Below are 25,164 nucleotides of genomic sequence, written 5' to 3'. Positions count from 1 at the left end.
CCATCGTAACTGCGCTGGCGAGACGAGCTCAGCGAGCGGGCGCGAAGGTGGCGAGAAGGCGCTGCAGGGAGTCCAGACGCACCCGGCCGGTCTCGCCGAGTTCATGAGCCTCGACGGCCTCGATGATGGCGCAGTCCGGCGAGTTCGGCAGGTGCGTGCAGCCGCGCGGGCAGCGCTCGGCGATCGTTGCGAGATCTGTGAAGGCCTTGAGGATGTTGTCGGTGTTGATGTGCCCAAGGCCGAAGGACCGCACACCGGGAGTGTCAATGACCCAGCCGCGGCCGGCATCCGTTTGAAGGCGCAGCGACACGGTCGACGACGAGGTATGGCGGCCACGCCCGGTGACGGTGTTGACGACGCCAATAGCCCGGTTGGTGCCCGGTACCAGCGCGTTCACGAGAGTGGACTTGCCGACTCCGGAGTGCCCGACGAAGACGGTGTCGTGGCCGATCAGCGCCGCCGAGATCGCTTCGATCGGCATGCCGCCCTCGCCGCTTTGAAACACGGGCAAGTCGAGGCCGGCGAAATTGGCCAGGAATACGGCAGGGTCGGCCAGGTCGGTCTTGGTGACGCACAGGATGGGCTTCACGCCGGCGTCGTAGGCCGCGACCAGATACCGATCCACCAAGCGGATGCGCGGTTCCGGGTTGGCCGCAGCGACAACGATCAGCATTTGATCGGCATTGGCCACGATCACGCGCTCGACGGCGTCGGTGTCGTCGGCGCTGCGCCGCAGCAGGGTGTCCCGCGGCACGATTCGTACGATGCGTGCCAGGCTGCCTTCGGCCCCGGTTGTGTCGCCGACGATGTCGACCCGGTCGCCGTTGACGACGGCCTGCTTGCGCAGTTCGCTGGCCCTGGCGGTCGTAATGCGCCGCTCGGTGGGCAGGTTTTCATCGAGCATGACCGTGTAACGGCCGCGGTCGACCGAGAGAATGCGCCCGGTCAGGGCATCCTCATGGCTTGGACGGGTCTTGGAGCGGGGTTTACTGCCCTTGCGGCCGGGACGCACGTGCACGCTGGACTCGTCGAACTCGGGTTCGTCGTCGTCGGCGGAGGCCCACCAGGTGTCGCCGGGATCTCCGGCGAGGTCGGCGTAATCCGTGTCGGCGTTATCCGTGGACGCTGCGTCGGTGACCACATGCTCGCTGATCCGATCCCGATCGTCGCCCTCGCCCAGGGAACTCTGGTTACCCGTCACGGGCATCTACAGCGCCGCTACGGTGATCATCGCATGCCACAGCTGGGGAAACTGGGGGAGGGTTTTTGCGGTGGTGCCGATATTCTCCACGTCGACGCCGGGTACCGCGAGACCGATCAACGCGCCGGCTGTCGCCATGCGGTGGTCGTTATAACTCAGCCACTGGCCGCCGTGCAGGGGAGCCGGCTCGATCTGCAGGCCATCGGGCAGCTCGGTGACTTTTCCGCCGAGCCGATTGATCTCGGTGGCCAGCGCGGCGAGGCGGTCGGTCTCGTGGTTGCGAATGTGCCCGATTCCGGTGATCGTGCTCGGCGTCTCGGCCAGGGCAGCAAGGGCGACGAGGGTGCAGGCGAGCTCGCCGCCGGTCGAAAGGTCCAGGTTGACGCCGAGAATGCGCTGGCCGCCGGTGGCGGTAAGGCGATCGCCAACGCGGGTGACAGTCGCGCCGAATAGTGGCAACAGCTGCTCGAGGTCGGCGCCTACCTGAGTGGTCGTCTGCGGCCAGCCGGTGATGCTGACGCTGCCGCCGGCTACGAGCGCGGCGCAGAGGAACGGTGCGGCGTTGGAAAGATCGGGCTCGATGTCGACCGTACGACCCGCGAGAAGACCGGGTTCGATGATCCATTCGCCGACGTTCGGCGTGGCCACGATGACCCCGCGAGCGCGCAGCACCTCGATGGTCATCTCGATGTGCGGCAGGCTGGGCAGCCGTTCACCGGAGTGGGTGAGGTGCAGCCCCTGGTCGAAGCGTGCCCCGGCCAGCAGCAGGCCGGAGACGAACTGGCTGGACGTGCCCGCGTCGATGGTAGTTGCGCCTCCAGTCACCGCTCCGCGGCCGTGAACGGTGAAGGGCAAAGTGCGTTTGCCATCGTCGTTGATGTCGCCGCCGAGGTCGCGCAGCGCGCCGATGATGGGACCCATGGGGCGACGGCGGGCACCGACATCGCCGTCGAACGTCGTCGGGCCGAGGGCCAGGGCGGCCAGCGGCGGCAGAAAACGCATGACCGTGCCGGCCAGGCCGCAGTCGATCGTGGTGGAACCAAGCAGTTCCTCGGGCGGGGTCACCAACAGGTCGGAGCCGAACGCGCCGGCGCCGGCCACAGCCTCGATCGTGGCGCCGAGCTGGCGGAGCGCATCGACCATGAGGTCGCTGTCGCGGGAGTGCAGCGGCGACCGCAACAGGGATGGTTCGCTGGCCAAAGCGGATGCGACGAGCTCCCGGTTGGTCAACGATTTCGAGCCCGGCAAGGCCAGCACAGCCTGCAATGGCGCGTCCGTGCTCGGCGCCGGCCACCAGACCTCTTCCTCGGTCGGTGAATTGTCGCCGTACGGATCGAACTCCGGCTTGGAATATCTCGAGATCAGCATTGGTTATCAGAATAGTCGGTGATAACAACATGAGGGAGATCCGTAACAGTGTCAGTGCTTCTGGAGCGACCCCTGGCCGTGGGTAACGGCTTAGAATCGTTCGTGATGACTTCAGACACGCCCGCGAACTCGGAAGACCTTTCGAGCAGCGACCCAGAACTCACGACACTGCACCCGACCAAGGCCGAACTGCGCGAGCAGAACCGCGGACTGTTCGAGGAGCAGGCGTTGCCTTTTCTCGATCAGCTGTATGCGGCGGCCATGCGCATGACGCGCAACCCGTCGGATGCGCAGGACCTCGTGCAGGAAACCTTTGTGAAGGCCTTCGCCGCCTTCGCGCAGTACGAGCAGGGAACCAACCTCAAGGCGTGGCTATACCGCATACTCACCAACACCTTCATCAATGCGTACCGCAAGAAGCAGCGCGAGCCCTACCAGGGCACGATTGATGAGTTGGAAGACTGGCAGCTCGGCGGCGCGGAATCGACCACCGCTACGTCGGGGCGTTCGGCCGAGGCCGAGGCTATCGACCATCTGCCAGACAGCGCCGTCAAAGACGCCCTGCAATCCATTCCCGAAGACTTCAGACTCGCCGTGTACTTCGCCGACGTCGAAGGGTTCTCCTACCAGGAGATCGCCGAAATCATGAAAACCCCCATCGGTACCGTAATGAGTCGCCTGCACCGTGGCCGACGACTCCTGCGCGAGCTGTTGGCTGGCTACGCGGCCGAACGCGGGCTAGGCATGGGCCAGAACCAGAAAACATCCAGGAGCACAGAAAAATGACCGATTGTGGTTGCGAGAAGGCCAAGGCCGAACTCGAAGAATACCTGCACAACGAACTTCGCAAGAATGATGCGGCCGATATTCGGGAGCACCTCGCTAGTTGCCCCGACTGCAGCAGCGAACACCTGGTTGGACGCACCATGACCGAGGTCATGCAGCGTGCCTGCAAGGAAACCGCCCCCGAAGACCTGCGCGATCAGGTTTTGTTAAAACTGCGCTCCCTGCAAGCGTCGCACTAGACAGGATTCCAGCGACGGTTCGACCTGTCCGAGCAGGAACGCGGCACCCGTCGCATCCGATACCCAAGCGAGAGTTCCAAGGTTGCAATCCCACGGTTCTCGCAGTTGTCGAGGCCGCGCGGGCCCGCAAATCCCATCGCCCCGCAGACAGCAATGGAGGGTGACTCTCGTCACCCTCCATTGCTGTCTGCGTTGCTGTGACCGTTAGAGAGTCAGGGCGTCGCGCTGCAGCTTGGCCTGCTCGATTGCGTGGCGCTTAGCCGATCCAGCGGCCGGTGACGCCGATGCTGGACGGGAGAACAAGCGCATGGCGCGCGGGCCGAGTTTGCTGGTCTCCAGGTAGAAGAACGGCCAGGCTCCCTGGTTCTCTGGTTCGTCCTGCACCCAGGCCAATTCGGCGTTCGGGTACTGGGCGGCTACGTCCTTGAGTTTCACGGCGGGCAGTGGGTAGTACTGCTCAACGCGCACGAGGGCGATCTGGGGGTTGGGGTTCTTCTCGAGCTCGTTCAGCAGATCGTAGTAGATCTTGCCGGCCATGAACAAAACGCGCTTGACGGCGTTCTTGTCGGCGATACGGGCATCATCGATGACCGTCTCGAACTTGCCGCTGGTCAGCTCGGCCACGGCGCTCGTCGCGCCGCGCAGGCGCAGCATCGACTTGGGCGTGAACACGATCAACGGACGGCGCGGACGCATGTACGCCTGGCGGCGCAGCAGGTGGAAGTACGATGCGGGCGTCGACGGGCGCGCCACGGTCATGTTTTCTTCGGCACACAGCTGCAGGAACCGTTCGATGCGAGCCGACGAGTGGTCGGGGCCCTGGCCCTCGTAGCCGTGCGGCAGAAGCAGCACAACGGATGACCGCTGCCCCCACTTCTGCTCGGCGGACGAGACGAACTGGTCGATGATGGTTTGCGCCCCATTGGCGAAGTCACCGAACTGGGCTTCCCACAGTACGAGGGCGTCGGCGCGTTCGACCGAGTAACCGTACTCGAAGCCCATAGCGGCGTATTCGCTCAGCAGGGAGTCGTAGATCCAGAATCGGGCCTGGTTGTCCTTGAGGTTGGCCAGTGGCAGCCATTCCTGGCCGTTCACCCGGTCATGCAGAACGGCGTGACGCTGCACGAACGTGCCGCGGCGGGCATCCTGCCCGGCGAAACGCACCGGGGTGCCCTCAACCAGCAGCGAGCCAAGCGCGAGCAACTCGCCGAAGCTCCAGTCGATGTGGCCGTTGCGGCTCATGTCGAGACGCTTCTGCAACAACTGCTGCAGCTTGTTGTGCACCGTGAAACCGACCGGCTTGTTGTTGAACGCGTCACCGATGAGCTGGATGACACTCTCCGGAACACCGGTCGTCTCTGGCTCGCCAGCGGCGTCCTCGCGGTCCTGTGCCTCAGCTTCGGCCTTCGCCGTGGCCGCCATCTCCGCGGTGATGATCGGAATCGACGCGGTCTGTGCCGCGTGCGTTTCGAGGAAGGCTCGTTCGAGGCGGTCCTGGAAGTCGCGGTGGGCGGCTTCGTATTCGTCGACGGTGATATCGCCACGGCCGACGAGCGCCTCGGTGTAGAGCTTGCGCACGCTGCGCTTGGCCTCGACCAGGTTGTACATCAGCGGCTGGGTCATCGAGGGGTCGTCGCCCTCGTTGTGTCCACGACGGCGGTAGCAGATGAGGTCGACGACGACATCCTTCTTGAACTCCTGGCGGTAGGCGAAGGCGAGTTCGCCGGCACGCACCACTGCCTCGGGGTCATCCCCGTTGACGTGGAAGATGGGCGCCTGGATGGTCTTGGCGACGTCGGTGGCGTAGACGCTGGTGCGGGCATCCTGCGGCAGGGTCGTGAAACCGAGCTGGTTGTTGACCACGATGTGCACGGTGCCACCGGTACGGTAGCCGCGCAGCTGGGACATCTGCAGGGTTTCGAGCACGACGCCCTGGCCGGCCATTGCGGCGTCGCCGTGGATGAGGATGGGCAGGGTGGAGAAGGTGCCGATCGGCTTGCGGTCCTGCTTGGCGCGCACGATGCCCTCGAGCACGCCGTCGCCGGCTTCGAGGTGTGACGGGTTTGCGGCCAGTGAGACCGGAATCTCGGCGCCGTCTTCACCGCGGTACATGCCCGTGGTACCGAGGTGGTACTTCACATCACCGGAACCATGCACGGTGCGGGGGTCTTGCGTTCCCTCGAACTCGCGGAAGATCTCGCCGTAGGTCTTGCCGGCGATGTTGGTGAGCACGTTCAGGCGCCCACGGTGGGCCATGCCGATCGCGACCTCGTCGAGGCCCTGCTCCGCAGCGCCCTGCAGGATGGTGTCGAGCAGCGGAATGGTGCACTCGCCGCCCTCGAGGCTGAAACGTTTCTGGCCGACGTATTTGGTCTGCAGGAACGTTTCGAAAGCCTCGGCCTCGTTGAGCTTGCCCAGGATACGCATCTGCTCGTGGTGGGTGGGCTTGACGTAGGACTTCTCGATTTTTTCCTGCACCCACTTGCGTTGGGCCGGGTCTTGAATGTGCATGTACTCGATGCCCGTGGTGCGGCAGTACGAGTCGCGCAGCACACCGAGAATGTCGCGCAGCAGCATCTGGCGCTTAGCTCCGAAACCGCCGGTCACGAACGACCGGTCGAGGTCCCAGAAGGTGAGCCCGTGGGTTGCGATGTCGAGGTCGGGGTGACTGCGCTGCGAGTACTCGAGCGGGTCGATATCGGCCATCAGGTGGCCCCGCACGCGGAACGAGTTGATGAGTTCCTGCACGCGTGCGGTCTTGTCGACGGCGGTCGTGAGATCGACGCTGATGTCCGGTGCCCAGTGGATGGGGTCGTACGGAATGCGCAGGGCTGAGAAGATCTCCTCGTAGAAGTTGTGCTGGCCGATCAGAAGCTCGTGCACGATCTTGAGGAACTCGCCCGAACCGGCGCCCTGGATAACCCGGTGGTCGTAGGTGCTGGTGAGGGTGATGGTCTTGGAAATGGCCAGGCCGGTGAGGGTCTTGACGCTCGAACCCTGAAATTCGGCCGGGTAGTCGAGGGCGCCGGCGCCAATGATGCAGCCCTGGCCCTTCATGAGGCGGGGTACCGAGTGCACGGTGCCGATGCCACCCGGGTTGGTCAGCGAGAGGGTCGCTCCGGCGAAATCATCGGCGGTGAGCTTGTTTTTGCGTGCGCGGGTGACCAGGTCTTCGTAGGCGGCGAGGTACTCACCGAAGGTCATTGTGTCGGCGCGCTTGATCGCCGGAACGAGCAGGGCGCGGGTGCCGTCGGGCTTGGGCATATCGATGGCCAGTCCCATGCCGACGTGGGCAGGGGCAACGACCGACGGCTTGCCGTCGACCTCGTCGTAGTAGACGTTCTGGCTCGGGAACATCTTGAGGGCGCGAATGAGCGCCCAACCGATCAGGTGGGTGAAGGAGACCTTGCCGCCACGAGCCCGCTTCATGTGGTTGTTCATGACGATGCGGTTGTCGATGAGCAGCTTGGCCGGAATGGTGCGCACGCTGGTGGCCGTCGGCACGGTCAGGCTGGTGACCATGTTGGTCGCAAGAGACTTCGCCATGCCGCGCAGCGGCGAGACCTGATCTTGTTTGACCGGCTCGGAAGCATTGACGACGATGGCCTGCGGGCTTGTCACGGGGGCGTCGGCGGGAACCGGGGCCGGCTTGGGTGCACTCGAGGTGGTGCGGGCCGTCGGCTGGTTCTCGGTCACCGGAGCCGGCGCTGCGGCCCCGGGAGCGGTCTGCGCGACCGGTGCTGCGGTCGGGGCAGCCGGCGCGACCGGTACGACCGGTGCTGCGGCTGCGGTCGGGGCAGGCGGCGCGACCGGTGCGACCGGTGCTGCGGCTGCGGTCGGGGCAGCCGGCGCTGCGGCGGCGGTCTGCGCGGCGGCCTCTGGTACCACAGCGGTGTCTGCCGGGGTGTTCGCGGTCTGGTGGTAGCTCTCGAGCACCGGCCACCACGATTCATCCACCGACTGCTTGTCGATCAAGTATCGTTCGTACAATTCGTCAACGAGCCACTCGTTTGCTCCGAATTCGCCTGACGTTGTCTCGTCAGAAGCTCCACCGGTTACCTGGCTTGACACCGTGGGATCGCCCACTCTCTGCTTTGAATTTGGATGCCCTCGGCGGGGTCAATCGCCGGGTCAATCTGCGCTTTCATTGAGCCTGCCGCTGACGATGTCGACCGCCAGGTCAGTCTGCCCATCTAGCCTAATCCCATCCCGCGCCGCCATAAACACCCCACCGAACGGCTAGCGTTCTTGGTATGCAGTTCTATGGAACAACACCCAGCCACGATCTGACCTTCTCCGACGTATTTTTGGTGCCCGGCCAATCGGCCGTCACCAGCCGTTTAGATGTCTCGCTGGCCCCTGGTGACGGCACCGGCGCCACGATACCCATCGTGTCGGCGAATATGAACTCGGTCACCGGGCCTCGTCTGGCCGCCTCGCTCGCCCGACGTGGCGGGCTGGGGGTGCTGCCGCAGGACATGCACCTGCAAGACCTGGACGCAGCCATCCGCTGGGTAAAGGACCAGTCGGTTCGTTTCGACACGCCCTTCGTGTTCGGCCCCGAGGATACCGTCGAGCTCGCACGTCAACAGGTTCCGGCCGTTCCCGGGCAGGGAATAGTGATCCACTCCGGTGCCGGTGACTACCTCGGCTGCATCGTCGCCAGCCGGCTGGCGACAGCCCTGCCCGACGCTCGCCTGGGTGATCTGCTGCACGGTGACCTGACCGCGCTCGACGCCGATGACGTGGACGGGCCGCGCCGGGCTTTCGACCTGATGACCGCGGCCGACATCGACTTCGCTCCGGTATTGCACCACGGCGTAGTGGTTGGCACCCTCAGTCGCAAGAGCGCCCTGCGCTCCACGCTGTACCAGCCCACGCTCGACGCCCACGGACGGCTCAAGGTCGCCGCGGCGATCGGCATCAACGGTGACGTCGCGGCCAAGGCCCGCGCGCTCGCCGACGCTGGCGTCGATATTCTGGTGATCGACACCGCGCATGGGCATCAGGATGGCATGCTGCGCGCGCTCGGCATCGTCGCCGACCTGAACCTCGGGCTGCCGATCGTGGCCGGCAACGTCGTGACCAAGGACGCCGTGCGTGATCTGGTCGGTGCGGGCGCGACCATCGTCAAGGTCGGAGTCGGTCCCGGGGCAATGTGTACCACCCGCATGATGACCGCCGTCGGCCGACCCCAGTTCTCGGCCGTGCTCGAAACCGCCGCCGCCGCCCGCGAGCTCGGCGCTCACGTCTGGGCAGATGGTGGGGTGCGCTACCCGCGCGACGTGGCGCTGGCGCTGGCCGCTGGCGCAGCATCCGTCATGATCGGCTCTTGGTTCGCTGGGACCACCGAAGCGCCAGGCATGCTGAATGTGGATGCCCGCGGCGCGGTCTACAAGGAAAGCTGGGGAATGGCGTCGACCAAGGCCGTGCAGGCGCGGTTCGAGCGCCTCGACGCCTACGACCTCGCCCGTAAGACCCTGTTTGCCGAGGGAATCTCGAGCTCGAAGATCTACCTCGATCCGCTGCGACCGTCGATCGAGGACCTGCTCGACATGATCACGTCGGGGGTGCGCTCCTCATTCACCTACGCGGGAGCCACCACCGTCGCGGACTTTCACGAGAAAGCGCTCGTGGGTATTCAGTCGGCCGCCGGCTATGAGGAGGGTAAGGCACTGCCGGTGTCCTGGTAGGACCGGTCTCGCGATGGTCGGCGGGCGCTGCCGGACGTGCTGGTACCGCGCTGGTAGCGCTGGCGGTATTTCGCGGGGCGGTATCCGCTTGGCTGCCCGGTGCGCGGGCAGGTGCGCCCGGTATACTCGGCTGAATAATGGATGACCCTCCCACCGCTGAACCCTCGTCCCACAAACCCTCGCCCGTAGTCGCTGTCGGTGAATTCCTTGTCTGAGCTGATCATGCTCGGAGTCGGCCTCATCCTCACCGTCGGAACGGGCCTTTTCGTCGCCAGTGAGTTCGCCCTGGTGAATCTCGACCGCGCCGACCTCGAAGCGCGCCGCGACCGCGGGGAGACCCGCCTCGCCCTGACTATCTCTGCCCTGAAAATCACCTCGACGCACCTGTCGAGCGCACAGCTGGGTATCACCCTGACCACCCTGCTCACCGGTTACACGATCGAACCCGCCCTGTCGTCGCTGCTGCGCGGACCGCTCACCTCGATGGGCCTGCCCGTCGACCTCGTGCCGGTGTTCGGCACCACGATCGCCATCGTGACGGCGACCCTCGTGTCGATGGTCATTGGTGAGCTGGTTCCGAAGAACTTCGCGCTGGCCCTGCCCATTCAGACCGCACGGCTGGTGATTCCGTTCCAGACCGTGTTCACGACCGTTTTCAAACCGGCGGTGCTGGTGCTCAATAACAGCGCCAACGGCCTGCTGCGCTTTATCGGCATCGAACCGAAGGAAGAGCTTTCCGGCGCCCGCACAGCCGAGGAACTCTCCTCTCTCGTGCGCCGTTCGGCCAGCGCCGGACTGCTGGAAAAAGATACCGCCACGTTGCTGCACCGCACGCTGCTGTTTTCCGGGCATACGGCATCCGACGTGATGACGCCGCGTCCGCGCGTGGCGAGCATCCACCGCACAGATTCGGCGCAGGCGGTCATCGACCTCACACGATCCACCGGTTATTCACGATTTCCGGTTGTCGACGAGAGTGTCGACGACGTCGTTGGCATCGTGCACGTCAAGCAGGCGGTGGCTGTGCCGCGCCAGCGGCGAGCGGATGTTCCGGTGTCGGCCCTGCAGACCGACCCGGTGCGCGTGCCCGAAACCATGAAGCTCGACGACCTGCTCGGTGAGCTGCGCGGCCGCGGCTACCAGATGGCCATTGTCGTCGACGAATACGGCGGAACCGCCGGCGTCGTCACCCTGGAAGACCTGGTCGAGGAACTGGTCGGCGAGGTGGCCGACGAGCACGACCGTGCCCGCGCCGGCGTCGTGCGCTCGCCCAACTCACTGACTTTTCCCGGCATGCTGCGGCCCGATGAACTGCTGGAGCGCACGGGCGTCGTCGTGCCGGAGCAGGGCCCGTACGAGACCGTGGCCGGTTTTGTCATGAGCGATCTGGGCCGGCTGCCGGTGATCGGTGACCGGGTACCGGTGCGCGACGGCTTCCTCACCGTTGAGCGGTTGGAGGGACGCCGGATCGACCGGCTGCGCTTCACTCCGGAGGCCGTGCCCGAAGCCGTATTGGCCGTTGAAACCAAGTCCGATCGAAAGAAGGTGAGCGACAAATGAGCGACTGGGCCGGACTTGCCTGGTTGGTCGTGCTTCTCGCCGCCAACGCCTTCTTCGTCGGGGCGGAATTCGCCGTCATCTCGGCCCGCCGCTCCCAGATCGAACCGCTCGCCGAGGCCGGAAAACGCAGCGCGAAAACTGCGCTGTGGGCGATGGAACATGCAACGCTCATGCTCGCGACCTCCCAGCTGGGGATCACGGTGTGCTCGCTGCTCATTTTGAACGTCTCGGAGCCGGCGATCCACCATCTGCTCGAGGTGCCGCTGGGTCTGACCGGACTGCCGGAGGCCTACATCGGCACAATCGCCTTCATCGTGGCGCTGCTGCTGGTCTCGTACCTGCACGTCGTGTTTGGCGAGATGGTTCCGAAGAACCTGTCGTTTTCGGTGCCGGACCGGGCTGTGCTGCTGCTCGCGCCGCCGCTGGTGTTCGTCGCCCGCGTTTTCAAGCCGCTGATCGTCGGCCTCAACGCCTGCGCCAACGGAGTATTGCGCCTGTTCGGAGTGCAGCCGAAGAATGAGGCCACGAGCGCCTACACCCTGGACGAAGTGGCGACGATCGTCACCCAGTCCACGCGTGAGGGTGTGTTGAGCGACGGAACCGGTGCGCTCAGCGCGACGTTCGAGTTCACCAACCTCAAGGTGCGCGACGTGGCTGTCGGCCTCGGCAAGCTGGTCAGCTTGCCGGAATCGGCCACGCCGGCCGACGTGGAGAAAGCCGTGACCCGCCACGGCTTCTCCCGCTACGTGCTCGCCGACTCCGACGGCTACCTCACCGGCTACGTGCACCTAAAAGACGTGCTCGACCTCGATGTGCCGTGGGCCTCGGCCAGTGCCGCAACGTTGGCAGCGCCCGACAGCTACGCGGGGCGGATCCCCGCCAAGCGCATCCGTGCCTTGATTTCGATCTTCGAAGACACCGACCTCGAAGACGCCCTCGCCACCATGCGTCGTTCGGGCGCCCACCTCGCGCGATCGTTCACCGCCGAAGGGGAGACCACCGGGGTGCTCTTTCTCGAAGACATCATCGAGGAGCTCGTCGGCGAAGTGCAGGACGCTACCCGTCGGGACTAGCCCCTCTGCCATTGGACGGGGCCCGGCCCCGTCCACCTGCACGCCCTCGATTTGTAAAGCTCACTGTACGTATAGTAAACTTTACGTAAGGCAAGCTTTACAAGTGCGTTCAGGGAAGAGGGATTATGCGAACCATGCGTCCGGGCTTTATTTACGGAATTATTGTCGTCCTCGTGGCGCTGGGGCTTCTTATTTCAGCACTGATCGGTGATCAGGCCGGCGGTGAAAGTCTGGTCGCCTGGTTGGCCATCCCCGTGGTCGCCGCGGCAGGCACGAGTGCTTATCTGCTGAGACGCGCGCGGGAGCGCCAATCCGGGGCAGGGGCGCGTGACGGTATCGAGGTGAGCCTGGCCCGCACGGCCCAGGCCGGAGTATTCTTTGACGCGGTCCTCGGTGGGGTGGCGGTTAGCGTCGTTCTTCTCATCGTCGACGTGACGCTCAGTGCCTCGGTCGCCCTCATGCTGTTCAGTATTGCGCTGGTCTGTGATTTTTGGATCCGGTACCTGATATTGAGGATTCGCAATGGATCGTAGAGTGGCCGAAAGAAGGTTGGCATCGTCGCTCACCCAGGTGCAGCTCGCGGCACTGGTCGGAGTGTCCCGCCAGACCATCATCTCCATCGAGCGGGGCAAATTCTCGCCCTCTGTGCTTCTGGCAATTAAAATTGCCCGCGAGCTGAATACGAGTGTTGAGCTGCTCTTCGCTCCCAGTGACCAGGGGCTCCCAGCGCCGCAGTGAGGGACTTCCGCGAATGCGAAAGTCCCTCACTGCGCGCCAAAGGGGCGAGGGCTACGCGGTCATACGCATTCGGTGAAGCCGAACTGCTGCGCCCAAACGCGCATGGTTCCGCCGCACACTCCGTGTGCGACCAGGGCCGCCGTGGCCGCTGCGACTACCGTGGCGGCAATGATGCACATTGGGATACCTACGCCGGGAATAAAGCAGAGGGCCGTCGCCAGGCCGGCGCCTCCACCGGAGAGGAGGATCCCTTGGTCTGTTCGGTTGAAGTCGACGTAGAGACCCCATTGGCCGTACCCGCCGCCGAGCATCAGCTGAATCGCGTCACGCTCAAAGGTCAGGGTGCTGCCCGTCGGCAGCGTGAATGTGACCAGTGATTTTCCGTTTTCCATCGATTCTGAACGAGGCGCGTCAGATGCCTGCAAGTCTGCAAACGCGGCCGAGATCGTAGCGTCGTCGAGTTCTGTGCCTGATATTTCAGCAGCCGGAGCCGAGGCCGGCGAGGGCTCAGCTTTCTCAGCGGCAGTTGCCGGGAGGGAGCCACTGAACATGGCAGCGATGATTACCGTGGCGAAGATTGATTTAGTCATAAAGCTTCTCGTCATTTACTCAAGTCCTTCTTCTCGGGTCAGGTGCTAACGGTCGTCAGCACCTGACGAGTCCAGTTTGCCTTGTATCGTCATAAAAATAAACCTTTCCACCGGTATGTTTCTTGAGATACATCGCTGACGATGTTGAGACTGTTCTGGACCAAGCGCGGTCTGAACGTTGTAAGGGCGCCGATACGGGCGTCAAATCCGTCCTGAAAAATGCACAATCACCCAGGAGAGTGCAGAAAGAAAATGCTTATGTGAAGCCAATTGGAAACCTACTCGGGGATTCCCGCGCGTGATTTGGCGCGGGCCCGACACTTCTACACGGACGTGTTCGGCATGGAACCGGTTGAGGAACGCACGGAAGGGCTGCTCTACCGCACCCCCAAGGGCGCCGCCATCATGATCTACGAAACCGATAATGCCGGAAGCGCGGCGAACACGGCGATCGGTTTCGACACCGACGATATCGAGGCTGAGGTCGCCGTTTTGCGCGGCCTTGGCGTCACGTTCGAGGACTACGATTTTCCGGGATTGAAGACCGAGAACGGCATCGCGACGACCAACGAGGATCGCGCGGCGTGGTACGGACACCGAGGGCAACATCATCTGCGTGTCACAGACCAACCGGGTGGCGGGCCTTCCGCGGCGCGAGCGGGAAGGGTTGCAATCCGCCAACTGATGCCCGCCAGGACGGCTGCCGACCCGGCGGGGCGGGTGGCGGCATCTCTCTGCGCAGATCTCGAAAACGACCTATCGTGGGGGCATGGTGAATTCCGGCGGCTGGCTTGAATGGGAGGCCGAACAGGCCCGCGACTGGATCTCCCGGCCCCAGGCCGGCGACGACAAATATTCCCGTGGCGTGCTCGGGGTGCGTACCGGTTCCAAGGACTATCCGGGCGCCGCGGTGCTCGGTGCCGACGCGGCAGTGCGCACGGGCCTTGGAATGGTGCGCTACCTCGGCCCGCGCCGCGCCGCGAACCTCGTACTCCAGCGCCGGCCCGAAGTAGTCACCGTGCCCGGCCGGGTGCAGGCCTGGCTCCTCGGCTCCGGCATCAATGCCGCCACGAGAACGGATGCCGTCAGCACGGCCCTGGCGGAAGCCCTCGCCGAGGGACTGCCCACCGTTCTCGACGCGGGCGCCCTCGACCTGGTAGCGCGGGCGATCGGCCCGACGGTGATCACCCCGCACGCCGGCGAACTGGCCACGATGCTCGCGAATGAGGCCAAACCCGGCTCCGCCTCGCAGATCGCCGCAAACGCGGGGGAGTGGGCTATTCGCGCTGCCCGCCTGTTCGACGTAACGGTGCTGCTAAAGGGCGCCGTCACCCACATCGCCTCACCATCGGGCGCCCGCCTGACCGTGTCGACCGGACCGGCCTGGCTGGCGACGGCCGGGTCGGGCGACGTGCTCGGCGGCATCCTCGGTGCGCTCCTGGCCACCCATTCCGACCAACTCGAAACGGATGCCGCCGCCCTCGCCCCGCTCGCCGCCACCGCAGTGCTGCTGCACGCCGACGCTGCGATTCTCGCCTCAGCCGGCGGTCCGATCGCGGCCCTCGATATAGCGGATGCCGTACCGCTGGCAGTCGCCGCCCTGCTCGAACACGGGATCGACCCCGGTCAGCGTACAACCGGCTAGAACAGCACACGATGCGCTCGGTTGTGCGAAAGTAAAGCGTGCGAATTCACGACGAGACCCGCAGTGCTGCACGAACGCGGCCGGTGCTGCGGCATTCACTCAACACGCTGTGGTCGGCTTTCGCGCTCGTGCATGTGCTGCTGATCCTTTTGGCCCTGTTCGGCGCCGGGTACGCGCTCGGGGACGTCGAGATCGTCTACCGCGGCTGGGCCGCGAACGCGGCCGCGGGCAGCATCGTGGGAGTCACCGACAATTTCGTCTACCCGATTCTCGCGCTCGTGCCGATTCTGGGTGCGTTCGCCTTCGGTGGACCGGCCTACCTCACAACCTGGCTCGTGCTCGTGAGTGGGCTGAACGCTGCGGCGTTCTGGGTACTCGTGCGCTCGCGCCGGACCGTGGCCTGGTGGTGGCTGGCCTTCCTGGCGATGCTCGGCCCCATCGCGCTATTGCGAATCGACGCGGTCACGGTGCCGCTGTGCATCGTCGCCCTGCTCTGGCTGCGCCGCCGGCCATTTTGGGGCGCGGCACTGCTCACGATCGCGACCTGGATCAAGATCTGGCCGGTCGCCGCGCTCGCCGCCCTGTTCGTGGCGTCGAAACGACGGTGGCGGATGCTCATGCTCGCCGCCGCGATCTCCGCGACGGTTATCGGGGTTGCCGGGGCGTTCAGCCTGAGCCGGGGCAGCGGCATTCACGTGCTGAGTTTCGTGGCTGAACAGGCGAACCGGGGGATCCAGATTGAATCGCCCGTTGCCGTGCCCTGGCTCTGGCAGATCGCCCTGGACGTTCCGGGAAGTTTTATCTACTACGACCGCGAGATCCTCACGTTTCAGGTCGCCGGTGCTGGCGCCACCGCCATGAGCGCCCTGATGACCCCGCTGTTGGCCCTGGCCGCCGCAGCAGTGCTGCTGCTCGGGCTACGCGCCCAGCTCCGGGGAGCGGGCACTTTCGCTGTATTACCGGCGCTGACGCTCGCGTTGACGGTGACCCTGATCGCATTCAACAAAGTGGGTTCGCCGCAATTCATCAGCTGGCTGGCCGCGCCGATCATTCTCGGACTCGTTCTGAACGGCCGCGTCTGGCGCACCCCCGCGCTGCTCGGCCTCGCACTCGCCGCGCTCACCCAACTGGTTTACCCGTACCTCTATGACTGGGTGCTTTCGGCCCATCCGCTCATGGTGCTCGTGCTGACCGTGCGCAACCTGCTCGAGTTCGTGCTGCTCGGCTGGGCGCTCCGGGCACTGTACCGACCGACGTCAGGAGCGTTCTTGTGAGTGCCAGACTGCGTGCGACGCCAGCCGCCGGTGCCGGCTCCGAGCCCACGGCGCCACAGCCGGCGTGGCACACTTTTTCGGCCACGCTCGTCGCCACCCGGTTGGCGGTCGATCCCACAACGGGTCTGACCAACAAGTCGGTCGAGAACCGGCAGCAGGAATACGGGCCGAATCTTCTCGCCGAGCCGAAAAAGGTACCGGCCTGGCGCAAAGTCATTCGTTTACTGGCAGAGAAGATGACGCTGGTGCTGGTGATCGCCGCGGTGGTCAGCGCCGTCGTTTCGCGGGAATGGGAGACACCCGTCGTCATCCTGGCCGTGATCATCCTGAACACGGCCTTGAATTACCTCCAGGAACGACGGGCCGAAAACAGCCTTCAGGCGCTACGCACCATGTCGGCAGGGACAGCCGTGGTTCGACGAAACGGCACCGAGCTGGAGGTCCCCCGGGGGGCGCTGGTGCCAGGGGACATCGTTCTGCTCGATGCCGGGGACTCCATTCCGGCCGACGGCCGCATCGTGGAAGAATCACGGTTGCAGGTGGCCGAGGCCACGCTGACCGGAGAATCAGAACCCGTCGCCAAGTCGACCACGCCACTTTCGGCCGAGAACCTGCCGCTTGGTGATCGCGACAATATGCTCTTCATGAATACCGAAGTCACCCGTGGCCGGGCGACCATGATCGTTACCGCGACGGGGATGCGCACGGAAGTCGGTGCTATCGCGGCGTTGATCAGTGAGGTCAAGCGCGAACGCACCCCGCTCCAACGACGCATCGACCAGTTGGCCAAACTACTGACGCTGGTGGCCCTGATCGTCGTCTCGGTTGTCTTCGTACTGGGCGTGGTGCGCGGGCAGTCGTGGTCCGATCTGCTGATCACCTCGGTGTCCCTGGCGGTAGCAACTATTCCCGAGGGACTCACGGCGGTGGTTGCTTTCACCCTGGCGATGGGTGCCGCACGCCTGGCTGGCCGGGGGGCCATTCTCAAGCAGCTCTCGGCGGTGGAAACCCTCGGCAGCGTCACCCATATCGCCACGGACAAGACCGGTACGCTGACCATGAACGAGATGACGGCGCACCATTTGCACATTCCTGGACACGACTTTCACGTCACCGGAACGGGCTACTCGACGTCTGGAAAAATCCTGGTCCCGGAGACCCTGCCGGTACCGGATTTGACCGAGGCGCTATTGACGATGGCGCTGTGCAACGATGCCGTCATCGATGACGGTCTCCTTGTGGGAGATCCGACGGAGGGCGCGCTGGTTGTGTTGGCCGAGAAAGGCGGTCTCGATGTCGCCGGGGCGCGGCGGGATTACCCGCGAGTGGCGGAGATCCCGTTCGACTCGGAGTACAAATACATGGCCACCTTTCACCGGCTGGCGGCGAATTCGAACCCGTCCGCGCCGGTGCCGGCCTACCGATGTCTGGCCAAGGGGGCACCGGTCGCGGTGATGCAGCTGACCGACTCGGTGCTCACCGCTGACGGTATCCAGCCGCTGACCGAGGAACATCGCCGGCGTATCCACGATGCCATCCAGGATCTGGCTGGTGACGGCCTGCGCACGCTCATGATCGCTGGGCGGCGCCTGAATACGGCGCTTCCGGACGACGAGAAATCCTTACAGGCGCTGATCACCGGTTTGACGATCTATGCGATCGTGGGAATCGTCGATCCGGCCCGCGCCGAAGCTGCCCCGGCCATCGCGGAGGCCCGCGGAGCCGGCATCAGTGTGCACATGATCACAGGGGACCACCTGGTCACTGCTTCGGCCATTGCGAAGGACCTGGGCATCCCCGGCGACGCCGCGTCCGGCCCCGAGCTGGACGAACTGGACGACGGCGAGCTCGGCCGACGTGCTGCCGGGTATGGCGTGCTGGCCCGGGTCACCCCCGCGCACAAGATCCGAATGGTCAAGGCTCTGCAAAGAGGGGGCCATGTCGTGGCCATGACCGGGGACGGTGTCAACGATGCTCCAGCGTTGAAACAGGCCGACATCGGAATCGCCATGGGCATAACCGGTACAGATGTGTCTAAGGGCGCAGCGAATATGATCCTCACCGACGACAACTTCGCCACCATCGTGGCTGCGGTGCGGGAAGGCCGCGGAATCTATGCCAACATCCTGAAGTTCGTGAGATTCCAGCTCACCACGGCCTGGGGATTCGTGCTCATCTTCCTGGTCGCCGGTGTTACCGGGCTGGCCGGCGGTGCGCCGTTCACCGCGCTGCAGATCCTCTGGGTCAACATCATCATGGACGGACCGCCCGCCCTCGCGCTTGGCGTGGACCCGGCCGAACCGGGCACAATGAAGCACCAGCCTCGCCCGGCCAATGAACGGCTGTTGACCCGAGCCCGACTCCTTCGAATCCTCGGGCTGGGCATCGTGATGGCCGGCGGCACCCTCGCCGTACTCATCCTGGCTCCGATGTTGTTCCCTGGCAGCGCCGATGATGCCGCATTCGCCAGCACCCTGGCGTTCACCACGTTCGTTTTCTATCAGGTGTTCAACCTGCTCAACGTGCGGTCCGACACCCACTCCGTCTTCTCCATCCAGACCTTGACGAACCGAAGCATCTGGGTCGCACTGGTTGCTGTCATCATCCTGCAGGTCTGCGTCGTGCAGCTCGAGGTTCTGCAGGGGCTCTTCGACACCACCGGGCTGACCGCGCCTCAGTGGGGGATGGCCGTGCTGGTGGGATCCTCCGCCCTGTGGGTGGAGGAAATCGGTAAGGCCATCGTGCGGGCTCTCGACCGCCGCCGGCTCGGCCAGCCCAATAGAACGTCTCACCAGTCCAGCTCAGATCACCACAATTAGGGAGCCACCATGCTCGTATCATTCTCTGTCGCACCGTCCGTCGCCGCCGACTCGCAGGGATCGGTGCATGACGCGGTCGCTGCTGCCGTGCGCATCGTGCGGGACTCCGGCCTGCCCAACCACACCGATTCCATGTTCACCACGATCGAGGGCGACTGGGACGAAGTCTTCGCCGTCATCAAGGCGGCGACCGAGGCGGTGGGCGCCTTCGGGCCGCGCGTCTCCCTCGTGTTGAAGGCCGACATCCGCCCTGGCCATACCGGTGAGCTCACCGGCAAGCTCGAGCGCCTGGAGACCGCCCTCGACACGTAGACCTCCCGCGCGGGTGGGTGGGGGCTTAGGCTTATTACATGCCCCTCACTGCTGACGGGTCGACGCGGCTGTCGTCGACCCGCATTCGTCTTGCCCTGCTCGCCCTGGCCCTGGGCGGATTCGGTATCGGTGCGACCGAATTCGTGGCCATGGGTCTGCTGCCGAACCTCGCCGCAGATCTGCTGCCGGGACTCTATGCCAGCGCACCGAATGCCGCCAACGCGCAGGCTGGCTGGCTCATATCGGCCTACGCCCTCGGTGTCGTCGTCGGCGCGCCGACCATCGCCGCTGCAGCCGCCCGCTGGCCGCGCAAACAATTGTTGCTTGGCCTGTTGACCGCGTTCACCCTCGGCACCATCGCATCAGCCCTGCTGCCCACCTTCGAGACCGTGCTGGCTGCTCGCTTCGTGGCCGGACTGCCGCACGGGGCGTACTTCGGCATCGCCTCGCTCGTCGCCGCACATCTGATGGGCCCGGGCAAGCGTGCTCGCGGCATCGCGATCGTGCTCAGCGGCCTGACCATCTCCAACGTCATCGGGGTGCCCACGATCACCTGGATCGGCCAGATGAGCGGATGGCGCGTCGCCTACCTCGTTGTCGCCGCTATTTTCGCGCTCACCTTCGTGGCCGTCGCCGTTTTCGTGCCGTTCCAAGCCGGCAACCCGAAAGCCACCATGCGCGCCGAGCTGCGGGCGTTTGGCAAATTGCAGGTCTGGATCACCCTGTCGATCGGTGCGATCGGTTTCGGCGGCTTGTTCGCCGTCTATACCTACGTGGCTCCCCTCGTTATCGAGATCACCGGACTATCCGCAGCAGCGGTGCCGCTCATCCTGGTGGTCGTCGGCCTCGGCATGACGGCCGGCAACTTCGCCGGGGGAGCCATGGCCGACTGGAGCGTGCGCCGCACCCTGTACATCTCGTTCGGTGTGCTCATCCTCGCGCTCGTCACCCTCGGCCTGTCGGCTCAGTTTTTGACCGGGCTGCTGGTGGGGATGTTCCTGGTCGGCGCTGCGGCATCCGCTTTGTCGCCGACCATTCAGGCCCGGCTGATGGATGTGGCGCACGAAAGCCAGTCGCTCGCGGCGGCGCTCAATCATTCCTCGCTGAACGTGGGCAACGCACTCGGCGCAGCCTTCGGCGGTGTGGCCATCGCTGCGGGGCTCGGGTATCTCGCCCCGGTGTGGATCGGTGTTGGGCTCAGTGCGTTCGGCGTGCTGCTGACCGTGTTGACCTTCAGCATCGACCGCAGCCGCCGCCACCGTGGCCAGCACGTGCCGTACGGAACCCAGCTGATCCCCGTCGTCCGGCAGCGCTCACGCACCTGACCGCCGGCATCGAAATGTGCCGGTCAGTGGTGAAAGGGATGCTGCGCGTTTAGTCCGTCTGCAGCAGGATGCCGTCGTGGATGGCGCGCTTGCGCAGCGCGACCTTGGTGCCCACGTCGTAACCGGCCAGGCGATACTTCTCGCGAATGCGCTTGAGGTAGCTCTTGGCGGTCTCCTCAGAGATGCCGAGTTGGTAAGCGACAGCCTTCACCGGCTCGCCGGCACCGTAGAGCGCCATGACGCGGCGTTCCTGCGCGCTGAGGCGGGGACCTTCGACGTTCTCGGTGGAGTTGAGTGCATAGTCGAGCTCGGCCGAGATGTACGACTTGCCGTTGTAGGCTGCGCGAATGGCGTCGACGATCATGCTCGCTTCTTCGCTCTTGACCAGGTAGCCCAGTGCGCCGGCGGCGAGAGCTTCGCGCACGAGGGCCGGCTCGGAATAGGTGCTCATGAGCACCGTCTTCACCCCGGTCGTCTTGAGCGTGGAAATCTTCAGGGACACCGGAATGTTGTCCTTGAGGTCGAGGTCGAGCAGTACGACATCCACCGGAAACTCGCGGTGAGTCAGCAACTCGGGCCAGGTGGTCACCGCCGCTACCATCTCGATGTCGTCAGCTGCGCTTCGGATCCACTCGGTGAGTGCGCCCAAGAGCATCCTGTGGTCATCGACCAGGGCCAATCGGATGGGACGGTCTGTCGTCGTCATTTTTTGCCTCCTACTATCTGCACCATAGCGGCAAACTACCCCACATTAGGCATCTGCCGGATTGTCTACGCTGCACTCGATGTCTACCCTTAGACTACCGGCGCGATTTGAATCCACATGGGGTCCAACGGCCCTGATTGCCTGCCAAGTTTCTGGATCGACACGCCGCCTGGACACCCCCGTTGTGGTCAATTCGATCGGAAAACGCACCTTGTGGTGCGGGCCCACCCCATGTGTGGGGGTAATTGGCCCAAGGCGGAGCGAAATGGATGCCCCTGACCGCGCCGTGTCCCCGATGAGGAGCCAAATCGTCAGCAGCAGCCCATCGCGTTGCGGCGGAGAGAGCAGTCCGGCCAGGCCGGCGGGATCGCTGAGTGCGACAACCGGGCCAAGAAATTCACTCTCGGTGATGGCATGGTGCAGCCACGTTTCGGTGCGCCCCTCGATCAGATGCTGTCGAAGCTGCGTGGCCAGGGAAGCGGCCGTCGCCGCCGCCGACGGCGCGAGTGGCAGCGCGGTGCGGCCCTGGGCTACGTCGTCGAGCAGGGTCTCGGCGTCGAGATCCAGCCGGGCCAACTGCTCGGAGGCGAGCATCCCGACCGCGAATCGCGGCTGGGAGACCGTGCTTTGCACCAGCACGAGGTCGAGTTCGCGCTGCACCATGCGCCGAAAGGCCTGCACAATACTCGCACCGACCAGCGGGGGCGCGACCGCGAGGGCGATGGAGAGAATGTCGGGGCCGAGGGTGAGCAGGTCCGGGCGCGACTTGAACAGTGTCGCTGCGCTCATGAACAGACCGAGGGCAACCACAGCCATGGTGATTTCGCCGGTTTCGCGCAGCGTCACGATCGACAGGAGGAAAGCGCCGACGGCGGGCGCCGCTGTGGGAAAGTCTCCCGTGCCGGCCGCGCCCCAGGATCCGGCCAGATCGAGTGTCACCACGATCGCGCAGGTTCCAAGGGCTGCCAGGAACAGCCAGAGCGGCAGCCGGGGCCCCAGTTTGTGCACCGCGATATTCACGATTACCGCGGTGGCCAGCAGAATGACCCAGGCCAGAATACTGAGCACCGGCACCCGCGCGGGGTCCCACCCAATGATCAACCGCACGAGCAGGAACACGGCGATAAACGCCCCGCTCACGGTCATGCCGATACCGAGGTGACGGGCGCCTAAACCGTTTTGGTCCGACCGAAAGACGGTGATGCGGCCGTCACCGCGCAGAATGGTGCGTGGAAAACGCAGGGGCAGCAGGTCAGCTCGGGTGCGCCGGTCAGCGGATGCCGGTGGCCAGCTGCGTTCGGAGGACCCGCCGAGCAAACGCAAACCGACACCGCGTGCCCGCGGATGGGTTGCAATGGGCGCGGTGTCGTTGAACTGGCTCACTTTGGAACCTCCAGCACCACAGTCGTTCCGGCCCCTGGCGACGAGAACAGGCGAGCATTGCCTCCGATATCCCGAAGCCGGGCAATGACCGATTCAGCAACGCCGAGCCGCTCAGAACCCACCTGGCCGAGGTCGAAGCCGACCCCGGTATCGGTGACCATCGCGCGAACGGTGCTGTCGTCATCCGTTATCGTCACGTCTGCGTGGTCGACACCGGAGTGACGGCGCACGTTTTCGAGGCATTCCGAGAGGGCCAGGAGAAAGGAATCCAGAACAGTACTGTGCAGCTGCACCTGGCCGCTGCCGTGCCAGTTGACGGTGAGCCCCAGGCGCTCAAAGCGTTGGCGCACCGCGTCCAGGGTATCGCCGAGAGTAAGCACCGACGCCGATTCCAGGCTATAGACCCCGGAACGACGCGGCGTCGGCAGCCCGCCGAGGCGTAGCTGGCGCAGCAGCCGCGCGTCATCTCCTGCCTGTTTTTGCAGTGCAATCGGGCTCACCCCGACACCGGAGTGGGCGAGCAGGGTCAGCGTGGCGAGCACCGTGTCGTGCAACAGGCGGGCATCCTGGCGGCGCTGGGCCTCCAGCTCGCTCGCATGCCGCTCGGCCCGGTGGGCGCGGCCGATCGCGGCGATGCGATGCATAACCCGGGGCACGCTCTGTGCGATCCACCAGGAGGCGAGGGTGAACGCCAGCCACATGCTCACCGTCAGCGCCAGAAGCACCGTGCGGTCGGGCGCATCGACCGTCACCGCGGCCACGCTGGTGACGGTCAGCACGAAACATGCCACGAGCAACAACAACCGGCGCGGGCTGGTGAGCAGCACCGAAGCGACAGCGCACATCGGCGCGGTGGAGACCATGCCGATGACGCTTTCCTCGATCAAATTCGGCGGAATGCCGGGATGGCTCGTGAAACCCACAATGAGAATGATCGCTTCCCCGCTGAGCACGGTCAGAACAGCCCAGCGCAGCGCCCCGGTGCTTCCGAGCAGGTATTGGCCAGCGGCCATCAGCAGCACGAGCACGATACATCCGAGGCGTGCGTCGGCCTCCAGGCCGCCAGGGACCAGCACGCACGCCAGCGTTGTTGCCGAACCAACGAGCCCGCCTGCCTGCACCGCTCTGCGCAGGAGACGGTCGCGCTCCTTGACGATGCGTTGCATGGGTGCCTGTCCGGTTGGAGATGAACGTGTTCTATCAGCACCATACCGGGCGACGCACGCGTGGTTTCGACTTAGTGCAACACCCGCTGAATCTGGGCTCCAATTGCCTCATTCTCAATGAGAAAGCCATCGTGACCGTAGCCGGATTTTAGAACCACCGCGGTGGGTCCATCGATATTGTTGGTCAGGTGCGCAGCGATCGTGCGCTGGCCATCGACCGGAAAAAGGCGGTCGCTGTCGATTCCGACAACGACCGAGCGGGCGCTGACCCGGCCGAGGGCGGCCGCGACGCCGCCGCGTCCGCGTCCGACATCGTGGGAGTTCATGGCTTCGACCAACACGATGTAGCTGTTGGCGTCAAAACGCCGAGTGAATTTATTGCCGTGAAAGTCGAGGTACGACTCCACGGCGAAGCGGCCGTTGGCGCCGAGCGGACTGATGCCGCTCTGCCAGCCCCGCGCGAAACGAGCGTTCAGCTCGGCCGGGCTTCGGTAGTTGAGCAGGGCCATTCTGCGGGCGAGGGCCAGCCCGCGCGTCGGGCCATCGCCATCAGCTTCGTCGTAATAGTCGCCGGCACGAAACGCCGGGTCGGTGCGAATAGCCTCGATCTGCACCGAATTGAGCGCGATCTGGTCTGCGGTCGTTATTGGGGGCGCGGCCAAAATGATGAGACGTTCAACCCGGTCGGGGGTCTCGATCGCCCATTCGAGCGCGTGCATGCCGCCCATCGAACCGCCGATGACGGCCGCCCAGCGATCGATACCGATCCGGTCGCTGAACACTCGCTGCGCGCGCACCTGGTCGCGAATAGTCAGATAGGGAAAGCGGATGCCCCACTCCAGCCCGTCGGGTGCAAGCGAGGCCGGGCCGGTGCTGCCCTGGCAGCCGCCGAGCATATTCGGCGCCACCACGAACCATCGATCGGTGTCGATGGCCAGGCCAGGTCCGACGATGCCATCCCACCAGCCACCCGTTTCCTGGCCTGGACCGGGGGTGCCGGCCAGGTGGCTGTCGCCGGTGAGGGCGTGCAGCACGAGCACAGCGTTGTCGCCGGTCTGGCTCAACGTGCCCCAGGTTTCATAGGCGAGGCGGACCGCTGGCAGGCTGCCCCCGGCCTCGAAGCTGAGGGGGCCGAGGTTTAGGAATTGGCGGTGGCCGACCGGGTCACCGTCACGCCAGGCACCGGTAGCCGGAGGCTTGCCAAGCACCGAGCGCGCCTGGGCTTCGGTGATGAAGCTCGACGGGACCGTGTCTGCTGACGATTGCCATTCCATACTCGTCCATTC

The 25,164-nt window shown here is 64.9% G+C and carries 21 protein-coding genes; 13 read left to right on the top strand and 8 right to left on the bottom strand.

Annotated elements, in window-relative coordinates; all coding sequences use genetic code 11:
• Nucleotides 1-28 precede the first annotated feature (28 nt).
• Both rsgA and aroA read right to left on the bottom strand, forming a co-directional pair.
• On the bottom strand, nucleotides 29-1,207 hold the full coding sequence (rsgA, locus tag E3T51_RS03345) for a ribosome small subunit-dependent GTPase A (RefSeq protein ID WP_134527481.1): 1,179 nt from the start codon (nucleotides 1,205-1,207) through the stop codon (nucleotides 29-31).
• Nucleotides 1,208-2,569, bottom strand: coding sequence for a 3-phosphoshikimate 1-carboxyvinyltransferase (aroA, locus tag E3T51_RS03340; protein WP_134527478.1), 1,362 nt, complete (start codon nucleotides 2,567-2,569; stop codon nucleotides 1,208-1,210).
• 105 nt (nucleotides 2,570-2,674) lie between these two features.
• On the opposite strand from aroA, the gene E3T51_RS03335 reads away from it, so the two are divergent.
• The gene (locus tag E3T51_RS03335; RefSeq protein WP_134527475.1) at nucleotides 2,675-3,355 is read left to right on the top strand and encodes a sigma-70 family RNA polymerase sigma factor; all 681 of its coding nucleotides are present in this window, start codon (nucleotides 2,675-2,677) and stop codon (nucleotides 3,353-3,355) included.
• Nucleotides 3,352-3,594, top strand: coding sequence for a zf-HC2 domain-containing protein (locus E3T51_RS03330; RefSeq protein WP_104193145.1), 243 nt, complete (start codon nucleotides 3,352-3,354; stop codon nucleotides 3,592-3,594). The genes E3T51_RS03335 and E3T51_RS03330 overlap by 4 nt, the downstream gene beginning before the upstream one ends.
• A gap of 204 nt (nucleotides 3,595-3,798) precedes the next feature.
• On the opposite strand, the gene E3T51_RS03325 is transcribed toward E3T51_RS03330, so the two are convergent.
• Nucleotides 3,799-7,665 (bottom strand): multifunctional oxoglutarate decarboxylase/oxoglutarate dehydrogenase thiamine pyrophosphate-binding subunit/dihydrolipoyllysine-residue succinyltransferase subunit, encoded by a 3,867-nt coding sequence (locus E3T51_RS03325; protein ID WP_134527472.1) that lies wholly within the window; start codon nucleotides 7,663-7,665, stop codon nucleotides 3,799-3,801.
• A gap of 182 nt (nucleotides 7,666-7,847) precedes the next feature.
• On the opposite strand from E3T51_RS03325, the gene guaB1 reads away from it, so the two are divergent.
• The 5 genes from guaB1 (at nucleotide 7,848) to E3T51_RS03300 (ending at nucleotide 12,658) form a co-directional block, all read left to right on the top strand.
• The gene (guaB1, locus tag E3T51_RS03320) at nucleotides 7,848-9,287 is read left to right on the top strand and encodes a GMP reductase (RefSeq protein ID WP_134527469.1); all 1,440 of its coding nucleotides are present in this window, start codon (nucleotides 7,848-7,850) and stop codon (nucleotides 9,285-9,287) included.
• A 222-nt stretch (nucleotides 9,288-9,509) separates the two neighbouring features.
• On the top strand, nucleotides 9,510-10,847 hold the full coding sequence (locus tag E3T51_RS03315; RefSeq protein ID WP_104193215.1) for a hemolysin family protein: 1,338 nt from the start codon (nucleotides 9,510-9,512) through the stop codon (nucleotides 10,845-10,847).
• A complete protein-coding gene (locus E3T51_RS03310) occupies nucleotides 10,844-11,920 on the top strand; it encodes a hemolysin family protein (protein ID WP_134527466.1) in 1,077 nt (358 codons plus the stop codon). Before E3T51_RS03315 ends, E3T51_RS03310 begins: the two co-directional genes overlap by 4 nt.
• A gap of 125 nt (nucleotides 11,921-12,045) precedes the next feature.
• Complete coding sequence (locus E3T51_RS03305) at nucleotides 12,046-12,453, top strand: hypothetical protein (protein WP_134527463.1); 408 nt, start codon at nucleotides 12,046-12,048, stop codon at nucleotides 12,451-12,453.
• The gene (locus E3T51_RS03300; RefSeq protein ID WP_134527460.1) at nucleotides 12,443-12,658 is read left to right on the top strand and encodes a helix-turn-helix transcriptional regulator; all 216 of its coding nucleotides are present in this window, start codon (nucleotides 12,443-12,445) and stop codon (nucleotides 12,656-12,658) included. The genes E3T51_RS03305 and E3T51_RS03300 overlap by 11 nt, the downstream gene beginning before the upstream one ends.
• A 59-nt stretch (nucleotides 12,659-12,717) precedes the next feature.
• On the opposite strand, the gene E3T51_RS03295 is transcribed toward E3T51_RS03300, so the two are convergent.
• Complete coding sequence (locus tag E3T51_RS03295) at nucleotides 12,718-13,248, bottom strand: hypothetical protein (protein ID WP_134527458.1); 531 nt, start codon at nucleotides 13,246-13,248, stop codon at nucleotides 12,718-12,720.
• 270 nt (nucleotides 13,249-13,518) lie between these two features.
• On the opposite strand from E3T51_RS03295, the gene E3T51_RS03290 reads away from it, so the two are divergent.
• From E3T51_RS03290 to E3T51_RS03265, 6 genes are read left to right on the top strand one after another with little or no spacing between them, the layout of a single operon-like run.
• Entirely contained in the window at nucleotides 13,519-14,043 is a 525-nt protein-coding gene (locus tag E3T51_RS03290) for a VOC family protein (protein ID WP_338145140.1), read from the top strand.
• Nucleotides 14,018-14,893 (top strand): ADP-dependent NAD(P)H-hydrate dehydratase, encoded by an 876-nt coding sequence (locus E3T51_RS03285; protein WP_134527455.1) that lies wholly within the window; start codon nucleotides 14,018-14,020, stop codon nucleotides 14,891-14,893. The genes E3T51_RS03290 and E3T51_RS03285 overlap by 26 nt, the downstream gene beginning before the upstream one ends.
• A gap of 38 nt (nucleotides 14,894-14,931) precedes the next feature.
• A complete protein-coding gene (locus tag E3T51_RS03280) occupies nucleotides 14,932-16,167 on the top strand; it encodes a glycosyltransferase 87 family protein (RefSeq protein WP_134527452.1) in 1,236 nt (411 codons plus the stop codon).
• Nucleotides 16,164-18,986, top strand: coding sequence for a cation-translocating P-type ATPase (locus E3T51_RS03275; protein ID WP_241989146.1), 2,823 nt, complete (start codon nucleotides 16,164-16,166; stop codon nucleotides 18,984-18,986). Before E3T51_RS03280 ends, E3T51_RS03275 begins: the two co-directional genes overlap by 4 nt.
• A gap of 9 nt (nucleotides 18,987-18,995) precedes the next feature.
• The gene (locus E3T51_RS03270; RefSeq protein WP_134527449.1) at nucleotides 18,996-19,298 is read left to right on the top strand and encodes a thiamine-binding protein; all 303 of its coding nucleotides are present in this window, start codon (nucleotides 18,996-18,998) and stop codon (nucleotides 19,296-19,298) included.
• Between the two features lie 38 nt (nucleotides 19,299-19,336).
• The gene (locus E3T51_RS03265; RefSeq protein WP_134527446.1) at nucleotides 19,337-20,623 is read left to right on the top strand and encodes an MFS transporter; all 1,287 of its coding nucleotides are present in this window, start codon (nucleotides 19,337-19,339) and stop codon (nucleotides 20,621-20,623) included.
• Between the two features lie 49 nt (nucleotides 20,624-20,672).
• On the opposite strand, the gene E3T51_RS03260 is transcribed toward E3T51_RS03265, so the two are convergent.
• The 4 genes from E3T51_RS03260 to metX form a co-directional block, all read right to left on the bottom strand.
• On the bottom strand, nucleotides 20,673-21,329 hold the full coding sequence (locus tag E3T51_RS03260; protein ID WP_134527443.1) for a response regulator transcription factor: 657 nt from the start codon (nucleotides 21,327-21,329) through the stop codon (nucleotides 20,673-20,675).
• Nucleotides 21,330-21,374: 45 nt separating this feature from the next.
• Nucleotides 21,375-22,712 carry a hypothetical protein gene (locus E3T51_RS03255; RefSeq protein WP_134527440.1) on the bottom strand — a complete coding sequence of 446 codons (1,338 nt, stop codon included), beginning with the start codon at nucleotides 22,710-22,712 and terminating at the stop codon, nucleotides 21,375-21,377.
• Entirely contained in the window at nucleotides 22,709-23,878 is a 1,170-nt protein-coding gene (locus tag E3T51_RS03250; RefSeq protein WP_134527437.1) for a sensor histidine kinase, read from the bottom strand. Before E3T51_RS03250 ends, E3T51_RS03255 begins: the two co-directional genes overlap by 4 nt.
• A gap of 71 nt (nucleotides 23,879-23,949) precedes the next feature.
• The gene (gene metX / locus E3T51_RS03245) at nucleotides 23,950-25,152 is read right to left on the bottom strand and encodes a homoserine O-acetyltransferase MetX (RefSeq protein WP_134527434.1); all 1,203 of its coding nucleotides are present in this window, start codon (nucleotides 25,150-25,152) and stop codon (nucleotides 23,950-23,952) included.
• Nucleotides 25,153-25,164 lie beyond the last annotated feature (12 nt).

The organism is Cryobacterium serini, from assembly GCF_004404025.1.
Lineage (GTDB): Bacteria > Actinomycetota > Actinomycetes > Actinomycetales > Microbacteriaceae > Cryobacterium > Cryobacterium serini.
This window is presented reverse-complemented; position numbering and strand designations above follow the sequence as displayed.